This window comes from Rhodospirillales bacterium, assembly GCA_028824295.1.
GTDB lineage: Bacteria > Pseudomonadota > Alphaproteobacteria > TMED109 > TMED109 > VXPW01.
The window spans coordinates 352,225-378,782 of the sequence record JAPPED010000003.1 but is presented as its reverse complement, the minus strand read 5'-3'; the positions used below and the strand labels follow the sequence as shown (position 1 = coordinate 378,782).

Annotated in this window: 23 protein-coding genes and 1 riboswitch; of the genes, 12 read left to right on the top strand and 11 right to left on the bottom strand. The window is 64.5% G+C overall.

The annotated features are described in order from the left end of the window. Window positions 1-4: 4 nt before the first annotated feature. A complete protein-coding gene (locus OXH60_03080; GenBank protein MDE0711098.1) occupies window positions 5-208 on the top strand; it encodes a hypothetical protein in 204 nt (67 codons plus the stop codon). A gap of 181 nt (window positions 209-389) precedes the next feature. Here the strand turns inward: OXH60_03080 and OXH60_03075 are convergent, their stop codons facing one another. The 4 genes from OXH60_03075 to OXH60_03060 form a co-directional block, all read right to left on the bottom strand. Further along, entirely contained in the window at window positions 390-1,634 is a 1,245-nt protein-coding gene (locus tag OXH60_03075) for an NAD(P)-binding domain-containing protein (protein ID MDE0711097.1), read from the bottom strand. 8 nt (window positions 1,635-1,642) lie between these two features. Next, window positions 1,643-2,206: an OsmC family protein gene (locus tag OXH60_03070; GenBank protein ID MDE0711096.1), complete on the bottom strand. Its 564-nt coding sequence runs from the start codon at window positions 2,204-2,206 to the stop codon at window positions 1,643-1,645. 268 nt (window positions 2,207-2,474) lie between these two features. After that, a riboswitch (SAM riboswitch) is annotated at window positions 2,475-2,557 on the bottom strand. Window positions 2,558-2,826: 269 nt separating this feature from the next. Next, entirely contained in the window at window positions 2,827-3,558 is a 732-nt protein-coding gene (locus tag OXH60_03065) for an ABC transporter substrate-binding protein (protein MDE0711095.1), read from the bottom strand. Window positions 3,559-3,712: 154 nt separating this feature from the next. Next, complete coding sequence (locus OXH60_03060; GenBank protein MDE0711094.1) at window positions 3,713-4,102, bottom strand: VOC family protein; 390 nt, start codon at window positions 4,100-4,102, stop codon at window positions 3,713-3,715. Between the two features lie 255 nt (window positions 4,103-4,357). On the opposite strand from OXH60_03060, the gene OXH60_03055 reads away from it, so the two are divergent. The 7 genes from OXH60_03055 to OXH60_03025 all read left to right on the top strand — a co-directional run bounded on the left by OXH60_03055 (window position 4,358) and on the right by OXH60_03025 (window position 9,203). Continuing rightward, window positions 4,358-5,806, top strand: a complete 1,449-nt coding sequence (locus OXH60_03055; protein MDE0711093.1) for an amidase — start codon at window positions 4,358-4,360, stop codon at window positions 5,804-5,806. A gap of 250 nt (window positions 5,807-6,056) precedes the next feature. Next, window positions 6,057-6,758: a glutathione S-transferase N-terminal domain-containing protein gene (locus tag OXH60_03050; protein MDE0711092.1), complete on the top strand. Its 702-nt coding sequence runs from the start codon at window positions 6,057-6,059 to the stop codon at window positions 6,756-6,758. Further along, window positions 6,755-7,222: a VOC family protein gene (locus tag OXH60_03045; GenBank protein ID MDE0711091.1), complete on the top strand. Its 468-nt coding sequence runs from the start codon at window positions 6,755-6,757 to the stop codon at window positions 7,220-7,222. Before OXH60_03050 ends, OXH60_03045 begins: the two co-directional genes overlap by 4 nt. A gap of 30 nt (window positions 7,223-7,252) precedes the next feature. Further along, entirely contained in the window at window positions 7,253-7,378 is a 126-nt protein-coding gene (locus OXH60_03040) for a hypothetical protein (protein MDE0711090.1), read from the top strand. Between the two features lie 584 nt (window positions 7,379-7,962). Continuing rightward, window positions 7,963-8,496: a cupin domain-containing protein gene (locus OXH60_03035; GenBank protein MDE0711089.1), complete on the top strand. Its 534-nt coding sequence runs from the start codon at window positions 7,963-7,965 to the stop codon at window positions 8,494-8,496. Window positions 8,497-8,622: 126 nt separating this feature from the next. Next, window positions 8,623-8,790, top strand: coding sequence for a type II toxin-antitoxin system RelE/ParE family toxin (locus OXH60_03030; protein ID MDE0711088.1), 168 nt, complete (start codon window positions 8,623-8,625; stop codon window positions 8,788-8,790). Window positions 8,791-8,849: 59 nt separating this feature from the next. Next, complete coding sequence (locus OXH60_03025) at window positions 8,850-9,203, top strand: HigA family addiction module antitoxin (protein MDE0711087.1); 354 nt, start codon at window positions 8,850-8,852, stop codon at window positions 9,201-9,203. 292 nt (window positions 9,204-9,495) lie between these two features. Here the strand turns inward: OXH60_03025 and OXH60_03020 are convergent, their stop codons facing one another. From OXH60_03020 to OXH60_02990, 7 genes are all read right to left on the bottom strand, one after another. Further along, window positions 9,496-10,596: a hypothetical protein gene (locus OXH60_03020; protein MDE0711086.1), complete on the bottom strand. Its 1,101-nt coding sequence runs from the start codon at window positions 10,594-10,596 to the stop codon at window positions 9,496-9,498. Between the two features lie 720 nt (window positions 10,597-11,316). Further along, window positions 11,317-11,727: a HipA N-terminal domain-containing protein gene (locus tag OXH60_03015; GenBank protein MDE0711085.1), complete on the bottom strand. Its 411-nt coding sequence runs from the start codon at window positions 11,725-11,727 to the stop codon at window positions 11,317-11,319. Beyond that, window positions 11,724-12,737, bottom strand: coding sequence for a HipA domain-containing protein (locus OXH60_03010; protein MDE0711084.1), 1,014 nt, complete (start codon window positions 12,735-12,737; stop codon window positions 11,724-11,726). Before OXH60_03010 ends, OXH60_03015 begins: the two co-directional genes overlap by 4 nt. A 400-nt stretch (window positions 12,738-13,137) precedes the next feature. After that, entirely contained in the window at window positions 13,138-13,785 is a 648-nt protein-coding gene (locus OXH60_03005) for a bifunctional 4-hydroxy-2-oxoglutarate aldolase/2-dehydro-3-deoxy-phosphogluconate aldolase (GenBank protein MDE0711083.1), read from the bottom strand. Between the two features lie 75 nt (window positions 13,786-13,860). Continuing rightward, window positions 13,861-14,763, bottom strand: a complete 903-nt coding sequence (locus OXH60_03000) for a sugar kinase (GenBank protein MDE0711082.1) — start codon at window positions 14,761-14,763, stop codon at window positions 13,861-13,863. A gap of 629 nt (window positions 14,764-15,392) precedes the next feature. Beyond that, window positions 15,393-17,132 (bottom strand): PQQ-dependent dehydrogenase, methanol/ethanol family, encoded by a 1,740-nt coding sequence (locus OXH60_02995; protein MDE0711081.1) that lies wholly within the window; start codon window positions 17,130-17,132, stop codon window positions 15,393-15,395. 115 nt (window positions 17,133-17,247) lie between these two features. Continuing rightward, window positions 17,248-17,796 (bottom strand): Rieske (2Fe-2S) protein, encoded by a 549-nt coding sequence (locus OXH60_02990; GenBank protein MDE0711080.1) that lies wholly within the window; start codon window positions 17,794-17,796, stop codon window positions 17,248-17,250. Between the two features lie 659 nt (window positions 17,797-18,455). Here OXH60_02990 and OXH60_02985 point away from each other — a divergent pair. The 4 genes from OXH60_02985 to OXH60_02970 are packed head-to-tail and all read left to right on the top strand — an operon-like array spanning window position 18,456 to window position 26,315. After that, window positions 18,456-19,943 (top strand): hypothetical protein, encoded by a 1,488-nt coding sequence (locus OXH60_02985; GenBank protein ID MDE0711079.1) that lies wholly within the window; start codon window positions 18,456-18,458, stop codon window positions 19,941-19,943. Beyond that, window positions 19,940-20,842, top strand: a complete 903-nt coding sequence (locus tag OXH60_02980; GenBank protein ID MDE0711078.1) for a DUF58 domain-containing protein — start codon at window positions 19,940-19,942, stop codon at window positions 20,840-20,842. The genes OXH60_02985 and OXH60_02980 overlap by 4 nt, the downstream gene beginning before the upstream one ends. Then, window positions 20,839-25,284: a VWA domain-containing protein gene (locus OXH60_02975; protein MDE0711077.1), complete on the top strand. Its 4,446-nt coding sequence runs from the start codon at window positions 20,839-20,841 to the stop codon at window positions 25,282-25,284. The genes OXH60_02980 and OXH60_02975 overlap by 4 nt, the downstream gene beginning before the upstream one ends. Beyond that, window positions 25,281-26,315: a MoxR family ATPase gene (locus tag OXH60_02970; protein MDE0711076.1), complete on the top strand. Its 1,035-nt coding sequence runs from the start codon at window positions 25,281-25,283 to the stop codon at window positions 26,313-26,315. Before OXH60_02975 ends, OXH60_02970 begins: the two co-directional genes overlap by 4 nt. Window positions 26,316-26,558 lie beyond the last annotated feature (243 nt).

Below are 26,558 nucleotides of genomic sequence, written 5' to 3'. Positions count from 1 at the left end.
AACGATGAACACGAGGTTCTGGGTAATCGGTGGAAAGTACACGGACACGGGCTTCAGCAAGCTCGTCAGCGGAAGCGAGCGCGTGATGGGCCCCTATTCTGATCGCGACGCTGCTCTGGTCGCGTGGCGCCAAGTGGCGGAAGAAACTCGGGGCGATTGCTGCTCCCGCTTTGCGGTGGCCGAGGAACCCTCGCGCAAACACGCCTGATCAGCCGCCAGCCGGGCTCCGCAGCGGCTTGGGGACAACGTGTGTCAGGGTACCTTTCGCACGATCCGGTGCTGAGTGTGTCCTGACGCCGCGGCACGACAGACTGGCGATCAGGGCCGGGGATCGACCGCGGGTCATCTGCTGCCGCCTGGCCGTCTCTCCGGCCCAATGCGGCGACGCCCTAGCCGGGCGCTGGGGCCCCGATCCCGGCCGCTAGGTGGCCGACCAGATCGCGGGCGTCGTCCCCTGCTCCGTGAATGAAACTCGACTTGCGGCGCCGGAGGAAGTTGAGGCCGATCCGATAGAGACCGGGTAACTTGCTCACCACCCCGCCGTCATGGTGGAGCCTCCCCTTGTGATCGAGCACGGGCAGGTGGAGCCAGGAGTGGTCAGCCTCGAACCCGGTCGCCCAGATGACCGTCCGGATGCCGTGCCCGGCGAGGTCGAGGGCCAGCGGCGGTGAATCCTCGACCCTTGTCGGCGGGAAACGGCGCGCCGGCTCCACTTCATCTTCGAGGCCTTCGTCGTCGACCCACTCGTCGATCGTGTCGAGCAGCCGGCCCAGCTTGAGGTCGGCAAGGGCGCACTTGTTGCGAAGCGAGCCCGAGAACTGGGCCTTCCCGTCGGCGATCCCGGCAAACCGGCCGACCAGGCGGACTCCCTGTTCGGTCAGCGCATTCAGGTCCAGGGTGGTCCTTTCCGGTTTCCCCACCAACTGGGGTGCCGGCACTCGCCGCGCCCGCTTGATGTCGTCGACTTCGTCGTACCGCTCGTCGTGGAGCCCGGTCCGGTCCATCCACCACAGGATGTCCTTGCCGCGATACGTTCGGGGCATGCGGACGTGCTCGCCGACCGCCAGCGTCACCGGGCGGCCGGAGGCGTGGACTTCCTCCGCAATCTGAACGCCGCTGGCCGACGCCCCCACGACCAGAACGCCCCCGTCTGGCAGCGCGGAAGGGTTCGAGTAGTCCATCGGCGTGCAGGAGGCGATCGAGCCAGGGAGATCCGCCGCAAGTGCGGGAACCTTCGGGATGTTGCAGCTGCCCGTGGCGAGCACCACGGTGGGGGCGTGCCAGACCCCGCGATCGGTCACCACCTGATAACCGGCGCCATTCTGACGAACCGATTCGACATTCGTGTGGGTCTCGAGCGAAGGTCCGACGAGCCCGGCATACCGCTCGATGAATGACACCACTTCGCTGACGTCCATGAAGCCGTCGGGATCGTCGCCGTCGTACGCAAGTCCCGGGACCCGTGCCTGCCAGTTCGGCGTAAGCAGCGTCAGGGAATCCCAACGCTCCGTTCGCCACGAATTGGCGACCTCGCCGCGCTCGATCAACACGTGGTCGATCGAGCACGCCGCGAGATAATGACTGACGGCGAGGCCGGCGTGGCCGGCCCCGACCACGACCGTGGTCGCGCGCATGGTGACGATCAGCTGACCTGGACGGTTACATTCGTCGGGTTGGTCAGGATGTCGAACACCGCGGAACGCTTCTGCGATTGCGCGACGAGCGCTTCGATGTCGTTCGGGCTGGCGTCGGCATCGATGTCGTACGTGACCCGGATGTCGCTGAACCCGTTCCGGATGTCGGGGTCGGCACCCAGAATGCCCTGGATATCCATGTCACCCTCGACCGTTGCCTTCACCGAACGAAGCTGGATGTCCCGGTTCTGGGCAACGGCGGCGACGCCCGCGGTCAGGCAGCTCGCCAAGCCCACCAGGACAATCTCGACCGGTGTCGCCGCGTTGTCCTCGGCCGCGAACACGAGCGGATGATCGGACTCGAAGCCGAACGTGGCCTTGTGCTCGTGCTCCTCACCCAAGCCGAAGTAGCCAGCTACCGAGGATCGGCTATGGGTGCCGTGCAGCCACTCGTTGGTAGCCCGCCAGGTAAACTTGGCGGCCTCCGGAGTCTCGCCCAACGCATTCCGTGCACCGAGCAAAGCTTCGACGTTAACGCCATTTACGGCGGGTTTTTCAGAAGTTGAGGTCATCGGATCCTCCTCACTGGGAAATCGCACTAGGGAGTGGGAGGGTTCGGTGCCAGGACGGTCATGAAACGACCGTCCCTGAAGCCCGGAGACCCTTCCCTGCTCTCAGGCAGCGAAGTGAAAGAGGTGCCGTCGACCAAGTGTCCGAATGCGGACTCGCCGCGCCATTCGGCTTCGAACAGTGCACATTGGGGCAGCATCTGGCGGCCTCCTCTCTCGCTTCCTACGCGCTCTCTCAAAGAGCGCCGAGAGCGGAGTTCCGCCTCCGGCTAACTCATCGATCAGGCATTGGCACCGCTCAAAGCGGTTGCCGCGGCTTCAAAGGGCCTGTCCCTCCGCCGCTCTGGATGAGCGCGTCCTGATGCCGTAGTTGAAGCAAAATGGGATCAAACAGTCAACCCCCGACGCAGAATGGGCTTACGGCCCGGTGTCAGAGGCTCAACGTGTAATCGGTCACTGCTCGGCGCGATGGGCAGAACCGACGGCCTCTATCGGCTCCAGTTGCGGCGGGCGGGTCATTCACGATTCCTTCTGCGACAGGTCGGCAATCATTCTCCAAATCAATCTCCAGCCGGTTGACCCCGAGCGCGAAGGTGCCCCGCCCCCCTGCGCCGGGGAGTTCGCTAGCGGGCCGGCGGTGCAACGGACAGGCGGCCCGCCACCCCGTGCTGTTCGATGAGCTCGGCGACAAATCCAGAGGCCTTCGTCTCTTCCACGAACTCTTTGAGGAAGGCAGCACCGGCATCGCGCCCGCGGGTGCAGCCGATGGCCTGCTGCACCGCGGTAAACTGACCTTCGAGAATGCGGGCGCCGGGCAGGTTCTCGACATCCGCCGCCAACCGGGGCCGCAACCCGGCAAGTGCATCGAACCCTTCACTCACGAACAACTCAAACGACGCATCGATTCCATTGCTGCGCACCAGTTCCGCGTGCTTGATATTTCGTTCCAGCCACAGGTCATAGGCACTGCGGGCAGAGACTGAGATGCGCGTTCCCGGACGGTCTACATCTGCGATGCTTTCGAACGGTGATCCGGCCGGCACCAGGTATGTCGCCTGGATTTCACAGTAGGCCGCCGTGAAGTCGATCTTTTCGGCACGTTGCGGTTCCGCGCCGATATTGCCGATGTCCCAAGTGCCGGTTCCGGCATCGTCGGCGATCTCGCCCGGAGACGCGTATGGCAGCAGTTCGACGCCGACGCCAAGGCGGCGGGCAAGTTCGCGCGCCATGTCGGGCGAAACGCCGTCCGGATCTCCGCTTGTCGTGCGGCCGGTAACCAGAAGAAAGTTGGCCATGTTGATGGCGGCGCGCAACGTACCGCTCGGGGCAAGGTCTTTCACGATCTCAGGAGACATGCTGGAATCCCATTGGGTTGCAATGCTCACCCCATCTTGGCGCAGGGGAGGCTCCTCGGCACCGCGCTTCTCGCGGGCCAGCGCGCAGGAGACGACGGAAACGGCACCACCCGCCAATCTTCATCGTCGTCCGAAACAGCCGGCATTCCGGGGGCTAACGCTCCCCGTAGGCGGCGATCTCCAGCAGGTTGCCCTCCGGGTCCCGGAAATAGACTGATGTCATGTCGCCCAATGCGCCCTTCTGGGCGACAGGGCCGTGGACGATCTCGATCGCCTCCGCACGCAGGCGCTCGATTGCAGCGTCAAGACTGCCTTCGGTAATGAAACAGAGATCCAGCGCACCAGGCGGATCGACCTCGCCGGTCATCCAATTGCTCGCTCCGCTCGGGCGAAGATTGATTTTCTGCCTACCGAACTTGAGCGCTATCCGTGGAATGGGCCCGAAGAAGTCGACTCGTTCAAACCCCAGTACGCGTTCATACCATTCCGCCATCGCGTCGACATCGCGACAGTTGAGCACCACGTGGTCAATCCGATCAATCATCGCCCGACTCCGATTCTCATACCGCTCCTCGCGGCCTTGGCGCCGCCGCAATGACGACAATCCCCGGGGAGACTACGAACAGCCTACCCGCTCTCCCGCCGGCGCCTGATGTGGACTACTGTACCCAGAGGGCGCCGGATATCGTCCGGCAGTGTCGCGACACAACCATCATGACCACGAGCGGAGTTGCGGATGGCCTCACCTAGGCCAATGGCACCTGCCGCGGGGGTGAGATTCGAGCACAAGGGGCGCAGAATGTCTGAAATCCATTACCTGTCGGCCGCCGAACTGATGTCGCTGCTCGATCGGAGAGAGATCGGTGCCCGGGAGCTGCTCGATCACTTTCTCCAAAGAATTGAGCAGCACAATCCAGCGCTTAATGCGATTATCTGGCAGGGCACCGAGCGTGCTCGGGCGGAAGCGGACGCTTCGGACCAGCGCCGCGCGGCAGGCGAAGACACCGGCCCCCTGGATGGGTTGCCGGTGACCGTGAAGGAAAGCTTCGACCTCATAGGTGCGCCCACGACGTGGGGGGTTCCGGAGCACCGGGACAACATCGCGGCCGCCGACTCGGCCCTGGTCGGGAAGTATCGCCGTGCGGGCGCCGTCGTCTTCGGCAAGACGAACGTCCCGTCCATGCTGTCCGACTGGCAGAGCTTTAACGTGATCCACGGAACCTGCAACAATCCCTGGGATCTAACCAGGACGCCGGGCGGTTCTTCCGGCGGATCGGCGGCGGCGCTCGCCACGGGAATGACGGGGCTGGACGCCGGTTCCGACATTGGCGCCTCGATCCGCAACCCGGCGCACTATTGCGGCGTCTTCGGTCACAAGCCGACCTGGGGGATCATCTCGGGCCGGGGCCAGGCACTGCCCGGCGACCTTGCCCCTACCGACATCGCGGTCGTTGGCCCGCTGGCCCGATCGGCCGTGGATCTTGAGCTGGCGTTCGGCCTTCTGGCCGGAGCCGACGGCCCTGCCGCGCGGGGATGGCAACTGGCGCTGCCCCAGCCGCGGAAACAAAGTCTCCGGGATTACCGTGTCGGGGTCATGCTGAGCGATCCGCAGGCGGAGGTCGAGCATGCCTACCAGGACGCCATTGCCGCGCTTGCCCGCTGGCTGGAGGGTGAAGGGGTGACCGTTGAGCTTGACGCCAAGCCCGCCTTCACCCCTGCGGAGGCGATGGAGACCTACACCATGCTGCTGCGAGCGGCGACGTCCAAGCGCTTGGGCGACGAGGTGATCGCGAAAGGCAACGAAGACCTGGCCCGTCTCCCGGCGGAAGCGACTCCCTACCGCCGCCGGATGCTGGAAGCCCAAGGCATGCTGCACCGGGACTGGCTGAGGTGGAACGAACGCCGATACAAGCTGATTGCCGGCTGGGAAGAGTGGTTTGAGACCTACGATCTGCTGCTCTGCCCCGCCGCATCCTCATCGGCCTTCCCGCACGACCAGGCGGGCGAGCGCCACGACCGAACGATCACCGTCAACGGCAGAACCCAGCCGGTCGTCGATCAGCTCTTCTGGGCCGGTTATCCCTGCGGGTATTTCCTGCCTTCATCCGTGGCACCGATCGGGCTGGCGAACGGCCTACCGGTCGGGATTCAGATCGTCGGGCGCCAGTACGACGATCGCACCTGCCTGCACATGGCCGCGCTGATCGAAGAGGGATATCACCGCTTCGCTCCACCGCCCGGTTATTGATCACGCTGACAATGCCGGCAGTCGTCCGGGCGAGCCTAACCGCGTTGCCTCGCAGAAACTCGCCCATCGAGCAAGTCGAGACGCTTGCACACGCAAGCCGACCGAATGTCGGGAACTGCCAACACGTGTGGCAGGCTGCCGTCGCATCACGGTGGACCTCTGTCAGGATGGGCGGGCGCGCCGCAAGACGAATCGGGTTCGACCCCTCAGCTCGAATTCTGATCGATGAACCTCATCAGGAGCACGTTTCTTGATCGACGCCTACTACTGGCCAACACCGAATGGCTGGAAAATCTCCATCGCGCTCGAGGAGATGGAGATCGACTATCGCGTTGTCGCGGTCAACATTGGCCGCGGCGCCCAATTCGAACCGGAATTCCTCAGGATCAGCCCCAACAACCGTATGCCGGCGATCATCGACCACGACCCGCAGGGCGGCGGCGAGCCTGTGTCGGTGTTCGAAAGCGGGGCGATACTGCTGTACCTCGCCGAGAAAACCGGCCGGTTCCTGCCGTCCGACCTGCGAGGTCGCGTGGAGGTCATGGAATGGCTCATGTGGCAGATGGGTGGCCTCGGGCCGACGCTGGGCCAAGCGGGACACTTCCGCCTCTACGCGCCGGAGACGATTCCCTATGCGGTAGAGCGGTACAGCAACGAGATGCTCCGCCTCTACGGAGTACTTGAACGACGCCTGAAAGGGCGCGAATTCATTGCCGGTGACTATTCCATCGCCGACATGGCCTGCTGGCCCTGGGTCATCACCTACAAGCGGCAGGAGATAGACCTCGACAGCTTTCCCAACGTCAAGCGCTGGTACAAGGCGCTCCAGCAGCGCCCGGGGCTCAGGCGGGGCTACGAGGTCGGCCGGGAGTTTGGGCGTCCCACCGGCAACTGGGACGACGAGGCCCGCAAGCATCTGACGGCCCATCCGAATCCGGGAGCGACGCAATGATCGAAGTCAACGGCATGGCCCACGTGATCCTGACCGTTAGCCGGTTCGACGAAGCACGGGAGTTCTATTGCGAGCTGCTGCCCTTCCTTGGCATGCAAATGGTCTATGAGGGCAACAACTTCGTCTATCACGTTGGCGGGCGCACCGCGCTCGGTATCCAGCGCGCCGCACCGGAGTACGAGGACGAACGCTTCGTGCCGAACCGGGTCGGGCTGCACCATCTCTGCCTGAGGGCCCGATCGCGAGAGGACGTGGATCGGGCGGCAACGAAATTACGCGAGATGGGGGCGAAGATCGACCGGGGGCCGCTCGAGGGCAACTGGGCTCCGGGCTACTACTACTTCGTCTTTGAAGATCCGGACGGGATCCGTCTCGAAATCAACCACGTCCCGGGAAAAGGGCTGCTCGTAGGCGACACGCCGCTCTCGCCGAGCGACGACCCGGACTGGCACCAGGATCCCTGAAGGGTCCCGCAGACGGCGGCAATGCCTCGCTTGCGGTTCAGGACAAGCTTTACGGTTATTCGGCACTCGGCCAATCGATCCGACATCCAGGCGCCGACCGGGTTTCCGGCCATCGTGGATCCGGACAACCTGCACACGCTGGGGCTGTTGATGTAGCCTGCAGGAGGTTCGTTCAGTTCCGGATCGCTCTCCCTCGGGGCACGATCGCGAAATGAGACTGTCCAACCCCGGAGCGCCCACTGCGCATATCGTCGCCGGCGACGTGACCGGCGATACCCGCGCACTGCTTGCGTTCGCCGCGCGGTCGCACGGCAGTGACCATTTTCTGAATTTCACCGCAATTGGGGGCGAATTGGATCGTCGCTGCCGCACCAAGCATGGAGCGGCGGTGATCAGCGTCAGTGGTTTGTGGGCCCATCAGCAGCAGCCCGTTCGCGAACGAAGGCAGCTGCCCGCCCGCGCCGACACGATCACTTTGGTCGCCCGCGCGGCGAAACTGCGGCGCCGTTCCGGCTCCGCACTGATACGGGACGAAATGCTGCCTGCCAGGTGCCGTCGCGGCCTGGATGACTGCCATGCGTGCGTTCCAACTTGCGGGTTGCTTCATCTCCGGGTCCTGGATCAGGATTCTCCGCATTGCGGGGGCATCCAGGCCGCACCCGTCACGTCTCCAATGAACAAGGGGTCGCCCAGCGGCCCGTTGTAACACCGGGAAAACCATAGGGAAGGAGGATCCCGCCATGGCCCGCCACAAGCATGTGATCAACGTCAACGACGTCGAGCCGAAGGAAATCTCGGTCGCCGACAAGTTCCACCATGTCGTCAGGGGGCTGGGCAGCTCGACCGGCAACGTCGAGCTGGGCTGCAGCCATTTCAGAGTCGCACCCGGAAAATACGCCTTTCCGAAGCACTCGCACATTCGCAACGAGGAGGCCCTCTTCATCCTCGAAGGGACCGGCACGCTGACCATCGGCGACGACGATATCGTGGTGTCGGCGGGCGACTACGCCGCCCTGCCGATCGGCCGGCACCTAGCCCACAAGCTGGTCAACACCGGCGACAGCGACCTGGTCTATCTCTGCCTGTCGACCAACCTCATGCCGGAAATCACCGAATATCCGGATTCGGGCAAGGTCGGCGTGCTCGGAGGTGCGGACTGGAACCAGGGCCTGGCCGACTTCTATGCCGGGAAGGACATATCGGACGACTATTTCTTCAGGTTTTACGAGGGCGACACCCACGTCAACTATTTCACCGGCGAGATCGACGAATAGGTTCAGCCGGTAGCAAGTGACAGGCCTGCCGCCCTGGTCTTCGTCACCGGGGCGGCAGGCGGTCGCCTGATGAAAGCGGGTTGCAAAGGGAGCAATGAATTGAGCTTCGTGGCGTTAGGCGTTTGACTGCTCAATACTCCCTCGACCGAGCTTGGCAATGCTCTGCTTGAAGCACACGTCCGCCTCGATGATCTGAGAGTCCCGCCTGCCAACCGGCCGGAAGCCCTTCGTGGCGACCGACCGGCAAGAATCAGCGTTCGCGTCAACGAGCAATGGCGTATCTGCTTCGTCTAGCGTGGTGGCGACGCCTGGGAGGTCGAGATTGTCGACTATCACTAGGAGCTGAACCAAACATGATTATCGACAGAGAAGAATTGGACCGGCTCGGGGTTGATTTCTCTGATGTCGCCTCCGGGCGGCGGTTGCCCCCCGTGCATCCCGGCGCGATTCTGCGCGATGAGTTCCTGAAGCCGATGGAACTCAGCGTCTATCGGCTGGCTCGAGACATCAAGGTTTCGCGCCCGCGGCTGAACGACATCGTCCTTGGACGCCGCGCTGTAACTACCGACACTGCGTTGCGACTGGCACGCTATTTCGGGACAACGCCGGAGTTCTGGATCAATCTGCAAGCGCGTTACGACCTAGACATCGCCGAACGCACGGTGCGGTCAAAGATTGACCGGGAAGTAGCACCCCGTGCAGCGTGACGTCGATGCGATCCACCTGCTTCGCACAAGACGTGTTCGACCTAGCCGCGGGTCGGCTCGAACTTCGGCGCTGAACGATACCTGCGGGGAACTTGATCACAGGGACTCCAACTGCATGACCGGGAACAGCAAACCCAAAACAGGCCCGCGCACTCCCGCGCCGCAGCCAACGATTGCCATCGTGGCGGCAGTGGAGGAGGTTGCCGGGTCGCGCGCCTGAATCGGCTCTGACTGACGTCAGCGTCTACAGGTCAACTCGGTAAGCAACGCAACGACACAAGTTTCGGGGCGGTCAGGCTTCGTACAGATTTCCAGCGACGACATCCTCGTCCCAGTCCAGGCCCATCCCAGGCACATTCGGGATGTGCAAATGGCTGTCCTTGATCTCATAGGGCTTTTGCAGGATCGGATCGGCCCAGTCCTGCCACTCCAGCCAATGCGCGGTTTCGGTCACCCGCATCACATGGGCGCCGACTTCGGGATAGAGGTGCGTTGACATCGGGATTCCGGCCGCACCGGCGATGGCTGCCGCGCGCATCCATCCGGTGACGCCGCCGATGCGCATAAAGTCCGGCATCACGTAGTCGGAGGCCTGGCACTGCAACGCCTTATGCAGGTCGCGCGGTCCATAAAAGTTCTCGCCGATCTGCAGCGGCGTCTTGAGCTCCCGGGCAAGTTGGGCGTACCCATCGAAATTATCGTAGACAACCGGCTCTTCCAGCCAGGTCAATCCAAGGTCGTCAAGCATGTGGCACCGGCGCAATGCCTCCGCCATGTCCAGACCCTGGTTGAAATCGATCATCACATGGATGTCTTCGCCAACCGCCTGACGAACCGCATCGATCGTGGCGAGGTCGTCCTTGGGATCTTCCCTGCCAAGACGCAGTTTCACGCCATCGAATTGTCCTTCGTCACGGATCTCGATCGCCTCGGCAGCGACTTTGGAAGGCGACTGGAGCCAGAGCCCATTGCTGTTGTACGCGCGCACTGGTCCGGGCGAGCCGCCGAGCAATGTGCACAACGGCAAGCCAGCGGCTCTGGCCAGGGCGTCCCAAGCTGCCATGTCGATGCCAGAGACAGCGATCATCGTCATGCCTTCGTACCCTACGAAGTGCAGCGATTTTCGCGCGGTTTCATAGATTTCAGTCGGTGCCAGCTTTTTGCCTTTGAGCATCGCCCCCATGTCACGCAAGGCTGGCACGAGATAGTTCATCGACTTGACGATGTAGGGTTCGAGATAGGCGCGCCCGACGACCCCTTCCTCGGTCTTCAGGTCGATCAGGATGAGAGGCCAGTCCGTAATGGTCGCGATCTTGGCGACTACAGGGCGATTCAGCTTGAGAACGACAGCACGCACATCGACGCTGTGGAAGGTCAGTGATTCGAGCGGCATCTAACGGCACTCCATCGGTATTGCTGAGGCTCTCAGCTCATGAACGAAAATTTGGGAAGCGGGATTGCCGGACGGCATCTCGGCCGGGCCAGAGTATCCTAGTTCGTCAACAAGTTGGCCGGCTTCCCGACAGAGCAGTGTTCGGCGCGCTAGCCCTTTGACTTTCCGCAGTACCATGTAAACAGACTCGGGCGCCGAGCAACGGGCCAGCGACAAGCTAGAGCGTCGGCATTCCAGAAAGCGCGGTCCAGCCAGTTCAGACGTACCTCCGGTTGCGTCTCTCGATGACTTTGTCGCCGTCCCTGGTCCGAGCAACCCACGTGCCGTATAGCCGGATGCCGTAGAGGGTTCCGTCGGCCTCTGCCGGGGCCGCGAGTTCTGCCTTGATCCGGTTGCCCAGTCCTTCATCGAGCTGAGCAGGTCCAGCGGCGAGAAAGCCGTGCTCTTGTTTTCGTGCATACCGTCGACCGTGCGGCCGACCGCGCTTCGCCAATGGGACGGTTTCGGTTTGCTCGTTGTGCAGAGCAGCACCGGTCGCAGCGAGCGTTGTACTTCAGTGTGCCGAAGGCTCGCTCAAGGATCCGACAGCAGCCCCGGACATCTCCCTCCATGAAGGCGGGCCCTGGCGGAACTGAGGTTGACGTTCGGGAGCAAAGATCGGTTGATTTGGCCTGACCATCTTGCTTCGAGGGCTCGGCGCCAGACAGCTTTCTGCAGCCTTTACCCCCCTGCGAGCCTAAACTCATAGGGATTGGCAGCCGAGAGCCTGGCAATTGATCCGAGAATCTCAATGGTTTGATCCTCGTCAAGCTTTCGATCGCTGATCACCTTGCGCATGTCCTCCCGGTCGAGGGGAGGGATGCGAGTCGCGAAGAATGGCCAGAGGTATTGGGAGCGGTATTCCTGCCCAACTTCGGGAAATGCGGAGATCGGCTTCCCCGCATAGGAAGGCTCGTACCGGAACACATACTCTCCCTGTTCCCAAGAGAGACAACCTACCAACGTCGGCTGTCCGGCCGACTGGAGATAAACTTCCAAGGTGCTTTCGGTCGGCATTGTCGACGGTGCACGAATCCGCTTCGTTCCCCAAAACCTTGCTGAGGTGAGAAGGTCGAAAACACTTTTCTTCATTTGCGACTCTCCTCACGAAGACGGACTATGCGGAGTGAAAGAAGATCCCTTATGAATGAAATGCGTTCCTGAGTGATAATACGCCGAAAATACCTCTGTAACATGTGTTCGATGGCAGGAATGTCAACCGCGTCAAAGACGGTGCACATGGCGTCGCGGTCCGGTTCTTGGCAGTTGGTAGCGATCCATTTGACCAACGAGAAGTGATTCGGCTGCGACGCCTCGCCTGTACTGAAAATAGGGCGTGAACGGTTTGCGTAGCTTTCCAAGAAACGCTCCCTGCCTTGCTGCCGCTCTTTTTTGAGCAAATCGGCGTCCGCAATTTCTCGGAAGAGGCCTCGCGCGGTATCGAAAATGGGGGAATAACGGACAGGCTCTGAAGGTGCCTCCAGCGGGGACAAGACACCCCAATTCATAGCATGACGATCAGGTGCCCCAATAAAGGCGTCGAATGCAATCATCTTGAAAAACCCTTTTTTCAGATCGGCGCTTTCTTCTGGGAATACCGACTCCAGTATCGTCACAATGTCATGTATGTTGTAAAAGCGCTGCTCTGCTGCTTTTTCTTTTAGGTCGAAGGCTTTCTCCACTTCGGATGGGTTCGCCTTGAAGTATAGTGCCACTATTTCGATACCATGGAGTAACTCATAGTGGCCCCGCACAACGAAATTACGGGAAAGAAAGCGGACATCGTTCGTTGAGAGTCGTACCAGCTTTGAACTAGCCATCTCCAGTGGCAGCATGGCGCCAATCTTCGATATTATTTCCTCGGTTACGCATTCCCGTGCGTCAGCCCCCGTTCGGCCTTTTTTCGCAAAGTAAGCGAGCGTGCTCGGCGAGTTAGGGTTTCCGTACGCCAGGTAATTCTTGGGGACGGTTCCGACCGTAGGGAATTCGTCCAAGTCGTACAGCCGCCAACCGTATCGCGGAAGGATCGGAATCGCACGAACATTCACTTCAACACGGCTAGGTGTCGCCGTGTATCGTCGCTTGCGCGGCGGTCTAGCCATCAGTTGTACATGCCATTCAACACAGTTTATCGAGGGCAAGGGCCGACTCGTATTCCCAACTAGAATGGCAGTGACGGAGTAGCGATTTCCTGGAGATCCTCGCCCGACAAAAGTCTTAGGCTAAAAGGGGTTACTCTAGAGAGCGTCGTGCACTGTTCTCTGCCATGACCCGCCGGCGTCGGTCGATAGTGCAATGCTTACTGCACTTCACGCGGAGGCACGCAAACTCCCGAAAGTTAGCTCATTCTGCGCGTTATACGAACATATAGGACGGTAACTTAGATTGCTTTGCCCACAGTATCCGGCACGGCCGGCTGCACCGCGAGGGCTACCCCTGATGGAGCAGGACCACGTCCACCGTGCCGATCCGGAAAGCAACCTTCATTGCCGATTGACCACTTCAACTGTTCCGGGCGGCCAGGGCGATCGCTTCGTCCGCAAGGCGTGTGATTTCGTCGAACCTGGACTCCCGCACGAGTGCCGGACTTACGATCCAAGTCCCACCGCATGCGAGGACATTGGGCAGTGCGAGATAGTCGCGGAGGTTATTCAAGGCGATGCCGCCGGTCGGCAGGAACCGGACCGAGGGATATGGGCCGGACAACGCTTTCAGGAACGACACGCCGCCGCTGGCCTCGGCAGGAAAGAACTTGACGGCCTCCAGACCGAAGCCCATGGCCTGTTCGACGCCAGTCGGATTGTTGATACCGGGGAGGATTGGCACATCAAGCTCAATGCAGGCTTCAACGACCGCGGGGTTGAAGCCGGGCGTGACGACAAACTGGCTACCTGCGCGATAGGCCAACTCCACCTGCTCGACGTTGAGCACCGTCCCAGCTCCCACCAGCATCTCTGGAATTTGCTCCCGCAGGATCCGGATCGAAGCCGCCGCCGCTTCCGATCGGAACGTAATTTCGGCAACTGGCAAACCGCCCGCCAACAACGCTCTCGCGAGAGGCACTGCAACTTCGCAGTGTTCCAGTTCGACCACCGGCACTACCCCGGCCTCGCCGAGGCGGGCCAACACATTCCGCGCAATGTCGGTCATGGTTCTTGATCCGAATTGGGCTTGCATCGGGACGGCTCCGACCGGGTGTTTGACTGCCGGGACCGGAAGCTCGTTTCAACCGCGCGCAATCAACGCTCCCGACTCGCCAACCACCCGGGAAGCGATCTTGTGGCCGGCCAAGAGGCATCGCCCTTCATCTTCGCCGCGAAGGAATGCCGCCAGGTAACCGCCGTTGAAACTGTCTCCGGCCGCAGTCGTATCGACGACGTCGGGAGCGGGAGCGAATGCGGGATGCGCGCGGCGCGCGAGCCGCGGCGACACCGGGCCGAGCACCCCTCGCTTGATGGCGCAGGCACGCCAGTCTGAAGCGGCGAAGCGCGCGATTACGGCCTCTTCGTCCGCATCGCCGAACAAGGCGATCTCGTCGTCAATGGAAGGCAGGGCAATGTCCGCAACCTGCCACATCTCACGGACGGAGCGGCGCGCGGTCTCGGCATCCTCCCAGAGCCGCGGCCGGTAGTTCGAATCAAAGGCCACATGGCACGCGCTGCGTCCCCGCAACTCGCGCAAATGCGCGATGAGACGCCGGCGGGCCAAAGGACGAAGGATGGCCAGCGTGATGGCCGACAGGTAGACAACCCTTGCGGGCGGCAGCGAAGCAAGGGGCTCGGCGGATGCGAACAGTCGGCGCGCCGGGGAGTTGCTGCGCCAGTAGTGAAAGATGCGTTCGCCGGTGCTGTCGGTCGACACGGTGTAAATGCCGAGGTTACGTTCGCGATCGAAGCCGACCTGGGAAACATCGATCCCCTCATTCTTCGCTGCGCTCAGGAAGGCGTGGGAAAGGGGATCACAGCCGACGCGCGTGCAGTAGCCGATGCGGGCCGATGGGTCGGATTCCCTAGCGCAATAGACCGCGGTGTTGAACGTGTCGCCTGCAAACCCGACGCGGAAGCCGGCCGTCAGATCTTGCCGGATCTCGGCCATGACTTCGCCGATTGCGAGCAGATCCACTGTCACGAGTCCGGTGCAATGGCAGACATGCTCGGTTCCCAGCGTTTCGTATGGATATTGTCGCAGTGTGACACCGGCCGGACGGCATCGTCCTGCGTCCGTTCTACAGCATCTTTGATCAAGCAATTGATCGTATCGACGAGCCGCTGCCGTGGAGTACCTCTGCCGGCCCGCACGCAGGTCACTCGAACGCAACGGTTTCCGGTCGCATCTCCGCCTACGGCCTCGGTTGGTGCGCAGTCCCTTCTCCGCCCGCCCGTTCCGCCGCCCATGGATCACCCAAGAACGGACTTCGCGGCGGTGCGCATCACGTCCTGGCGGTTCAGGTGAGCGTCAACTTGTTTACCGACCTGCCGATAACACCTGTCTCAGACATGAGACATCTTGCATAAGTATCAAATTAGAATGGGGTTATGGCTGGTAGTTGGGATTCGAAACCACTGAACTCGGCATCTTCTGATCACGCGGCGACAACGATTTCTTCGCGATCGGCGGCTACTTAGGCGGGGGCAATCATCAGAAAAACGACCGGAGCCCGGTGATCGGACTCCGGTCGCAAAAGTTCCCGCGTTCAGGGTTGGGCCTCAGGGCGGCACTTGCATCCGCAACGCCGCCCCAAGAGCCATCTGCAAGCCCTACGGAAGCGCGAACACCCAGATCACGCCACCCTGCGGTACGTGCACGTCATACCCGGGAATGATACCGCGCAGGACGTCCTGCTTGCGCTCGGCGTCCACGCCCCAGCCCGACTGTACGGCAACGTACTGCTTGCCATCGACGCTGTAGGTGCTCGGCGAAGCGGTCACACCCGAGTTGGTCGGGTATTCCCACAGCGTTTCGCCGGTCGCCGCATCATGGGCACGGAACATATGGTCGTTGGTACCGCCGGAGAACAGCACACCGCCGCCGGTCGCAAGAATCGGACCCCAGTTCTGGTGATCGAAGTTCTTGCTCCACACTTCCTCGCCAGTGTCGACGTTCCAGGCCTGGATTTCCCCAATGTGGTCCCACCCCTCACGGAGGCTGAACCCGCCGAGGATCACCGGGATCGGCACCCCGATGTACAGCTCGCCCGGCACGTATTTCTCTTCAGCACCTTCCAGGGTGCTGCAGAGGTTCTCGTTCGCCGGAATGTAGAGCAGGCCTGTGTCCGGGCTGTAGGCCGAATACGGCCAGTCCTTGCCGCCCCAGAGCGACGGACAGAACAGCGCTGCCTTCCCGGTGCCCGGCCAGTGGTTGTCGTCATACGACACGCGGCCCGTGTCGGGATCGAACCCGGTGATCACGTTGCTGTAGACGTAGTCCCACGCGTCGACGAACTCGATCGGACCTTCAGCGGTCGGCTTGAGGAGGTAGATGTGACCGTTGCGGGCCACGTTGACGAGCGCCTTGAAGGTCTCCCCGTCTCGGGTGACGTCGTAGATGAGCGGAGGCGAGACCTCATCCCAGTCCCAGGAATCGTTCCAGTGGTACTGGTGGTGTCCCACGAGCGCCCCGGTCTCGACGTTCAATGCCATCACCGACGTGGTGTAGAGGTTGTCCATGCCGCCACGGGTGTCGCCCATCCAGGGCGCCGCGTTGCCGATACCCCAATAGGAAATCCCGGTCTCGGGGTCGTAATTCCCCGTCAGCCACACCGATCCGCCGCCGGTCTTCCAGGCGTCGTCGTCGGGCCAGGTATCGCTCCCCGGCTCGCCAGGCGCCGGCACCGTGTACGTACGCCACGCCTCGTCACCGGTCTCCGCATCGTAGGCCGCGACGTAACCGCGGATGCCGTATTCGCCGCCCGACACGCCCACCATGATGTTGCCCTTGGCAGCGAGCGGAGCGAGCGTCATGTAGTAGCCCGCCTGGTAGTCGTCGACGGCGACCTCCCAGATCACCTCGCCGGTTCGAGCATCAAGCGCGACCAGGAAGCAGTCGGTGAGCGCCACGTAGAGCCTGTCGCCGAGCAGCGCAGGTCCGCGGTTGGTGGGGTGCAGCTGGAAGAGGTCTTCCGGCAGCTCTCTCTGATAACGCCACAGCCGCTTGCCGGTGGCTGCATCGAGTGCCAGGACCTGGTTCATCGGCGTGGTGACATACATCACGCCGTCGTTGACCAGCGGCGGAGACTGGTGTCCTTCCGAAACGCCAGTCGAGAACAGCCACGCCGGCTGCAGGGACCCGACGTTCGATGCATTGATCTGGTCGAGCGAACTGTACCCCCAACCCTCACGGTTGCCCCGAACCTGGAGCCAGTTGTGCGGCTCCGGGTTGTCCAGTCGATCCTCGGTGACCGGGTTGTAGTTCTCGATGGCGTCGGCGCTGGTCGCGCTGCTCACCATCAGGGCGAGAAGTGCGGCCGCTAAGACCTTGCCCGTCAATAGGCTCCTCATGTGAATCTCCCCAATGGTTGTCCTTCGTGGGATTGGTTGAATGGTGAATGGGGTGCCGAAGCACCGCCCGGGCGTCTCTTCCCACGGAGACACACCCGACATTCACGTCGCGACATCAATTTCCGACCCTTCCACTGAAGCCGCCCGCGATCCTGAGCTCGTTTTCGCCCTCCAATCGCAACGGCAGCGTGGGAAGTTTCCGCACGGCCGGCCCATTCACGACCTTGCCGGCGTTCCACGGGTCGAAGCGGGACCGATGACAGAAGCAGAACAACGCCTCCGCCTCGACGTCCCACGCGGTCACCGGACACTGCTGGTGGGTGCAGGTGGCCGAAAAGGCAATGATCCCGTCCACGGTGCCCGGTCGGGTCCGGTCGTCAAATCGGGCAGGATCCACCCGCAGCAACGTGATCTGGTTGAGGCGTGATCCATCCCGGATCACGCCGGAAGACGGATCACGTGGATAGGCGATAAAGGGCTGCTCTCCCAGGGAGAGATCGGCGGGCGCGATGACTTCGCCGTCGCGGTCGCCGCCGAAGAACGTCAGCTGATCGCCGTCCTGCGGACGTTGTCGTGCGATCTCCGCCGCATCGGCACCTGCCATCCAGGCGTCGGGGGAAACCAGTCCTACCGCGATGCCAAGGCCAAGAACGCCCTGTACCACACGACGACGATTCCAACGGATACCGAAGTTTTTCGCAGGCCTGAATGCCTTCATCGGTCTCGCATCTCCCCCTCTGACGTGACGGCCCCTTCTCGCATATGCGTAGCGTGGCCCCATCATAACGGAATCGGTCCGTCTGCAATCAGCCAAGCTCCTGATGACGTATCGGACCACGGCTGACCCAAGCTTGTTTCGGTTTTGTTGATGTTCACGACGCCAAGAGGACAAGGCTCGGGACGCGGCCCCCCCGAAGTCGGTACCCCTCCGACCGACTGTCTCGGCGCGACGTCGATGCGTTTTTCTCCTGCCCGATTCGTGAACCGTGAAAGTGGAGGCCGTTGCGATGGAACCCCGAACTCGAAGGTCCTCAAATTTGACGTTGTCATTGCACCGCCGGGCGGGAATGATCAATCCTCGATGCCGCCCCGCCCGAGCCGCCATGCAACTTTCGATCTGCCAGACCGGTTGTCTCGCCCGAGAGCTTCGGGCGTGCGCATGATCCACGCTAGCGACGGCGTCCGCTGGCGGCGGATCGAGAGAAGGTTCGCCCTTCGTGCGGAGCGCCTTGCATCCTTCTCTACCTCGACGCGGCCTGCGCCGGTGCAGCATCGACGCGCGGACGATGTTCTGATCGGCATCGCGCGGAGGCGGTGCAAGCGGTGACGGTGAATGCCTCGGAGCGTGCCGGCCTCCGCTCGATCCTGCGCCGGGCGGTGCTGAGACTTCGGCTGGCAAGAGGTATTTTCGGCACGGTTCTCGCTGCGCTTGCCGTCCATGTCGTCCTCATACCGTGGTTGCTGCTCAAGTCGGTGTGGCCGATCGACGGGACCGAGTACGGGCTCGCGGTGGTGGCGGCGATCGCGCTCGGGGCAATGGCCGGCTTCCTCGTCCCGGTTCCGCTTCGGCAAGCAGCCCGGACCCTGGACCGTAACCTCGGACTGGATGAGCGACTGAGCGCCGCCCTCGAGTTCGAATCCAGCGCCCATCTGCCGCTGGCCGGCCCGCTCCTGTCCGACGCCGCCGCCCACGCCGGCAGGCTCTCGGTACCGGCGGGCGTCCCGCTGGCGCCGTCCTCGCGGCCGACACACGCTGCCCTTGCCGTCCTCGCCGTCTCCGCCCTCCTCGTCTGGCTTCCGCCCGTTCCCCTCGTCTCCCCCGCCTCCGTCCAGGCGGCGCCGGAGGCGAAACCGGTTGCCGACACGAGACCCGTGGAGCTTGGCGCGACAATGGCTCCGATTCCTCCCCTGCGGCGACCGCCCCGACAGCCGGTTCTGGACACGCCTGCCGTCGCGTTTCGGGATTCGCCGATCGAAATCGATCCCGAAACCCTCGAACATGCCCTCCGCCTGTCCGACCAGCGCCGTCCGTTCCGCAATCTCGACGATCGCCTGCCGAGCCTGCGGGTCGGGGGAGCACCGGGGAACCTCCTCCCTCTCCCGGCCGACACCGTGTCCGGGCCCGACACCGAACTGTCGGCCCGCCGCTACTCGCGGGCCGAGGCCGCCGCGGCCCTCGGCGAGCTGGAATCCCTGTGGGGCGGCGCGCGGCAACGCGACACAACCCGGCCGCCGCCGCTGGAGGTCGTGCGGGAACGCCCCGAGGAGGGCGGCCCGGCCAGCCAGCCGGAGGGAGGCGAGCCGGTGCAACGCGAGCCCTCGGACAGCGAACCACCGGAGGCCATACCACTCTTTCCCGATGAGGAACGCCTGACCCCGCCGAGCGACCGCTTCGCGAGCCTCCCCGAGTCAACCGACACCACGACGAGCGACGTACCGCCGTGGCCCAAACACGGGCCCGGCGAGGGCATCGACGATGACAGCCCGAGAGACGAGGAAGGAACCGGACGAAACGCCGGCGAACCCGGCACCGGTTTTGCCATCCTGCCGCCCGGCTCGATTGCAGACCGGATCGACACCGAACAGGCACCGGAAGTCGAGCTCGCGGGCCTTCGCCAGGATGGCGCCCATCGGTCGTTCCTCGCCGATTCGGCGGGACAGGCCGCCCGAGGGCAAGCCCGGCGCCCCATGCAGGACATGCGGGCACGGTTCACGCGGCGCGCCGAGCAGACGCTGAACGAGGAGTGGATTCCGCTGGACGCCCGGACCCGGATCAAGCGGTACTTCCAGGCCATCCAGACCCGACGATGAACATCGCGGAGCGCTTTGACGCGGCCTTCCTCTACCGGCTCGCCCGATTGCGGCTGCATTCCGCGCGCCTCTTCGATGGGCGCATTCCAGGCGAGCGACGCAGCCCGCGCTACGGCGCAAGCCTGGAGTTCGTCGACGTCCGGCCGTACGTGCCGGGGGACGACACGCGCTACGTGGACTGGAACGTCTACCGGCGACTGGACCGGCTCGTCGTCAAGCGCTTTCGCGAACACCGGGATCTCTGCCTGCATCTCCTCGTCGACACCAGTGCCTCCATGGGGGCAGGCACGCCATCCAAGCTTGACCACGGTCTGCGCACCGGGGCCGTGCTCGCCTGCGTCGCGCTCGCCAACCACGAACGCGTCTCCGTTGGACTGCTCGGCGATGACGTGTCGCGTTATCGCCGGATGACACCGCGTCGCGGTCATCGACGGATGGCGCCCCTCCTGGACCGGCTCGGCGCCGTCCGGGCGGGCGGGCGCACCCGGCTCGGCGACGCCCTGACCGAACACGCGCGTTCGTCGCTCGCGCCGGGCGTGGCCGTCATCATCTCCGACCTCATCGAGCCGGTGACCCGCATCGAGGCCGGTCTTCGGGCCCTGCTTGCCCGCGGGCTGGATGCGCGCGTGGTGCAGGTGCTCGCCAACGACGAGATCTCGCCCGACATCGAAGGCGACGTGGAGCTCCTCGACATCGAAGAACCCTCGCCGGCGACGGCGAAGAGGCTGACCGCCGAGCGCGCGACCCTCAGGCGGTACGGGCAGAATCTCACCCGTTTCCTCGACGAGCGGGTGGCCCTGTGCCGGCGCCTCCAGGTACCGTACGTCCGACTGGCCGGCACCGGCACGCCCGACGTGCAGCTCCTGCAGCAGCTTCGCTCGGCAGGATTCCTCGCATGAGCCTCGCCAACCCCGCAGCGCTCTGGCTGCTCGCGGCCGTTCCGCTGGTCCTCCTCCTGCACATGTATCGCGTGCAGCGCCGGGAGGTCCGGGTGACCACTCTGTCACTGTGGGAGGCGGTCGACGACCGGCGCGGCTCACCACGGCCGGCCTGGCTCCGGTTGCGTCCGAGCGTCTCCCTCGGGCTGCAGCTCCTCGCCGTCGTCGCGGCGGCACTGGCGATCGCCAACCCGCTCTGGTCGACCACCCAGTCTGGCTGGCCCCGGGTGGTCATGATCGTCGACACCTCGGCCAGCATGCAGGCGACCGACGTTCCCGAAGGGCGGTTCGAGGCGGCCCGCCGGATGGCCCGGGACGTCGCCGACGGGCTCGACCGGAGCCAGTCCGGAATGCTGATGACCTCCCGGGGGGAGATCGTGGTCCCCTTCACCACGGACACCGACCGGCTCCGGGACGGGATCGACGCCCTCGCTGCGACCCACCGGCCGGATCGCCTGTCCGATGCCGTGGATGTCGCCCGTCGTCTCGTCGCCGCCGGACCGGCCGCGCGCATCCACGTCTTCACCGACGCCGCGGAGCCGTCCACGGAGTCGATTCCCGACACGCCCTTGGTCTGGCACTTGGTTGGCGCGTCGTCGGCCAACGCTGGCATCACCGAGTTTGCGCTTCGCCGGGACCCCGCGCCCGAGGTGGACTACCAGCTCTACCTCACAATCGCGAACTTCGATGATGCCGCGCGCGCCGTCGAGTTCGAGGTTGCGTTCGAAGACGCCCTGCTCCATCAGCAGGGGCTTTCACTGCCGCCCGGCGTGCAACGAGGCGTGGTCCTGCCGTTCCGGCACGACTCGGCGGGCGTGCTCACCGCCCGCATCGCTGGCGGCGACGCGCTGGGCGCGGACGACGCGGTGCACGCGGTGCTGCCGGCGCCGCGCTCGCGACGGATCGCGCTGGTCGGTGAAGGCGACCTGTTCCTGGAGGAAGCGCTGCGGGCGGACGTGGCCGGCCAGCTGTACCGGGCACCGTCCGTCGCCGCCGCCCACGCCGCCGGGGCCGATGTCGTGGTGATCGATACCGCCGCGCCCGAACGCCTGCCGCCGGGGCGGTACCTGCTCCTGGGGGCGCTCCCCGACGATGCACCCATTGCGGCCAGCGGCCGCGTCGAACGGCCCGCCGTCACCAGTTGGGACCAGGCCCATCCGGTGATGCGCGACGTTGACCTGACGGACCTGCTGGTCGAGGAAGCGCTCGCCGTGCAGCGGAAGGAGCCGGAAAGCCGCGGCACCGTGCTCGCGGAGTCGAGCGACACGCTCCTGATGTACGCGTGGGATGGCGGGGTGGCGGAGAACGCGGCCGACCGGAACACTGAGCCGCGCGAAAGCGACGCCGGCACCCGCGAGAGCGCGGCGCCGGGCGATGGGGCCGTCCGGGCCGTGTTCCTCGGATTTCGCTCCCTGCAGTCGGACCTGCGGGTGCGGGTCGCCTTTCCCCTCCTCGTCGGCAACGCACTGGAATGGCTGCATCCCGTGCGGCTCGACTCGCTGCCAGTGCAATATCGGACGGGAGCGCCGGTTCCAGGGGAGCGTCCCGACATCGGGCTCCTCGCCGGCATTCATGCGCGCCAGGACACCGCCGGCGGCGCACCGGGCCAGATCGCGATCAACCTTCTCGACGCAACCGAGTCGAACATCACTCCGGGCAGGGCCGAGCCGGTGTCCGACCCGTCCGCTACCGACGTCGCGCCTCCGACCTACCCCCACCAGCAGGCGCTCTGGCTGATCCTCGCCGTGATCGCGCTCGCCGCGGGCGGTGCCGAACTAGCCCTGTACCTGTACCGCCGGCGTCGGCAGGTGTCGCCCCTGGCAACCGGCCTTCGCCTCGTCACCCTCGCCCTTGCGGCGGCCGCGCTGTGGCAGCCCCGCATGCTGCTGGATACAGAGGCCCGCCACGTGGTGTTCGTTGTCGACGAGTCGGCGAGCGTCGGAGCACCCGCCGCGGATGCGGCGGTCCATGCGGCGGAACTGGCCGCAGCCCATGCCGGTCCGGACGACACCATCGGGATCATCGGTTTCAGTGGCACCACGAGGGTGATCGAGCCCGGCCCCGGCGTCGCCGGACCTGCTGCGCCCCTACCCGACCCGGCGCCGGATTCGGCGTCGGCCCCGGGTCCCGCGCACGATGCCACCGACCTGGCACTGGCCCTGCGACGCGCGCAGACGCTCCTGCCCGAGACGGGTGATCGCCGCGTGGTGCTGCTGTCCGACGGCCACGACACGGTTTCCAACCCGGCCCGCATTGTCCAGAGCGCACACGGCAGCGGGATCGCGATCCATCCGGTGGTGATCGGGGGGGCAGCCCCCGGAGAGATTTCCGTGGAACGCGTCGACGTTCCCGCCGACGTTCGGCAGGGCGAGCCTTTCGACATCCGGGTCACGGTCCGCGCGAACCAGGACGGGATGGCGCGGATCGGACTGTTTCGCGACGGCACGCTGGTGCGTTCGGGCCAAGTTCAGCTCCACCGCGGGGACAATCCGCTGATCCACCGGGAGGTGATGGACCGCGAGGGGTTCGGCATTTTCGAGGCGCAAATCGAATCGGCCGAAGACGCGGAGACAGGCAACAACCACGCGGCCGGGGTTGTCGCCGTCCGCCCGGCGTTGCGCGCCCTGTTGTTCGATCCGGTGCCGGCCGAGGCCGAGTACCTCGCCCGCGCTCTCAGGACCCAGAACATTGATGTCAGCGTGCATGCGGAGCCGGCCGCGTTCGCGGCCGCTGCCGCCGCGGCCGGCCGGGTCGGACCGGAGATGTTCGCCGGCTTCGACGTGGTGCTGCTCAGCAACCTCTCGTCCCTTGCCCTGACCGACGCGCACATGCGGGCGCTGCGCGATTTCGTGCGCGACCGCGGCGGTGGACTGGTGATGCTGGGCGGCGAGCGGAGCTTCGGTCTGGGCGGGTACTACGACACACCGGTCGAGGAAGCGCTCCCGGTCAGGATGGTGGCCCGGCGCAAGCTCGATGCACCCTCCACCGCCATCGTGCTCCTCATTGACCGGTCCGGGAGCATGAACCAAGCCGATGACGACTATCACCGCCTCGCGCTCGCCCGCGAGGCCGCGCAACGCGCGGTTTCGGTGATGGATCAGCGCACCGAGCTCGGGGTGCTCGCCTTCGACATGAAGTCGACCTGGGTTGTCCCCATTGGCCCCATCGGAGCGCCGCGCAGGACGCTTGACGCCATCGCGTCGATGCGCGCCGGAGGCGGCGGCACGCAGCTCATGTGGGGCCTCCAGAAGGCGTACCGGGCCATCGACCGCAGTCCCGCCGTCATCCGCCACGTGATCATCCTGTCGGACGGCGAGGTGTACTCCTCGAAGTTTCCGGAGCTTCTCGGACGCATGGTCAGGAAGAAGATCACCGTCTCCGCCGTCACCATCGGCTCGGAAACGGGCAAACCGCAGTTGCAGAGCATCAGCGAGATGGGCCAGGGCCGGTTCTACTTCACGAGCGATGCATCCAAGCTGCCGCGCATCTTCACCATGGAGACCCAGCTGGCGACCCGCAGCGGCCTAGTCGAGGAATCGTTCCGGCCCGTGGCGCGGGCGCTCCATCACGAGGTCGCACGAGGCAACGTGCTCGATGCGGTACCGGTGCTCGATGGCTATGTCGCGACCACGGCGCGCCGCGGCGCCGACGTGCTCCTGGAGGGTCCGGCGCAGGATCCGGTCCTCGCCGCCTGGCGCTTCGGACTCGGCAGGACCGCAGTGTTCACATCCGAGATCAAGCCGCGCTGGGGCGCGCAATGGGTCGAGTGGGAATCACTCGGGCCGCTGTTTGCGCAACTCGTTCGCTGGGCGGCAAGGAGTGAGCGCCGGGACGACCTGGCGGTCCGGACCCAGGTCAATACCGACCAGGTGGACATCACGGTCGATGTCGCCGGCGAAGACGGACGCCCGGTCAATTTCGCGGACGTGCAGGCCGAGGTAATCCGTCCGGACCGGGAGAGCAGGGTTCTGCAACTCCGCCAGATCGCGCCGGGGCGTCACCAGGGAACGGTGGCCGCCGCCGGTCACGGTGCGTACCTGGTCGCCGTCTCGATGAACCATCAAGCTGGAGCCGGATCTGTCCCGGACGATGATCGAACCCGCGATCCGGGTCTCCGCGACCCGGATCCCGGCGCCGACGTCCTCTCCACGATCACAGGCGCCGTGGTCTCCTATCCGGACGAATTCCGCCATCGCCCACCCGACCGCACGTTCCTGCATATCCTTGCGGCGCAGACCGGGGGACAGGTGCTTGCCCGTGCGGCAGATGTATTCCAGTTGCCACGGGAGCCGTACCCGCATCCCGTTCCCGTTCGGGAGTGGCTGCTCGCGGCTGCACTCGCCATGCTGCTGCTGGATCTCGGTGCCCGGTGGCGTGCCAATCGAATGAGGGAGAGAACATGACGACAGCGACACGTGCGCAGGCTGCCGCGGTCACGGACCTGGCGGCTCCTGGCGATGGCACGGAACGCGTCCGGGAGTTCCTCGACACGTTCGAGAAACTGAAGGCCGGAATCGGCACCACCATCGTCGGCCATGATCGCGTCGTGGAGCAGATGCTGGTCTGCCTGTTCACGGGGGGGCATGCGCTGATCGAGGGACTTCCCGGACTGGGCAAGACCCGGATGATTCAGGCCCTGTGCGGGTGTCTCGGGGTCGACCTTGCCCGCATCCAGTTCACGCCCGACCTGATGCCCGCCGACATCATCGGCTCCGACGTGATCGCGGATCTCGATTCCGGTCGTGAGCTCCGCTTCCAGCCCGGACCCGTGTTCGGACAGATCCTGCTCGCCGACGAGATCAACCGCGCCACGCCCAAGACGCAGTCCGCCCTGCTGGAGGCGATGCAGGAACACGCGGTGACGGTGGGTGGAAAGCGCCATCCGCTCCCGCGACCCTTCTTCGTCCTCGCGACCCAGAACCCGATCGAGATCGACGGCACCTATCCGTTGCCCGAAGCGCAGATCGATCGCTTCATGCTGAAGCTGACGGTCGGGGCGCCTGCTGCGACGGAAATCGCGGAAATCATCGATCGCACTACCGGCCGGAAGGAGCCGGCCGGGACCCAGGTCACTGGCATCGACGAGGTCGAGCGCCTCAAGCTGCTGGTCCGCGACGTGCTGGTGCCGAGCGAGGTCAAGGAGCACGTGGCAGGACTGATCCTGGCCACCCACCCGGATTCCGAAGGCGCGCCCTCGAGCGTCAAGCGGTTCGTGCGCTACGGGGCAAGCCCCCGCGGTGCGCAGGCCCTGGTGCTCGCCGGGAAGGTGGGGGCGCTGCTTGACGGTCGCTTCAACGTGAGCCTCCGCGATGTCAACGCAATGGTGCCCCCCTCCCTCCGCCACCGGATCATCCTGAACTTCGAGGCGGAGGCGGAGGGGATAACAACCGATGCGATCCTCGAGGATGTGGTGCGGCAGGGTGAGTCTGGCTAGCGCTCGGATCCGCCAACGTCGCCTCGAGGCCCTCGCCTGACGCCTCCGGCACGCCGGGCGGGGCGGTGCCTAGGGCGGCAGGGAACCGGGCACGCCAGTGGTCGGCCTGCCGGCTGGACCGCCACACCTCCCGCATAGCCCGCCTTCCTTCGTGGAAATTGGAAGTGCCAGTGGAAGCCGCCCGGACTCCGCACGCGAATCCGTGTCTCCATACGTGTCCGGTCCGTACCTGCCTATGATCCG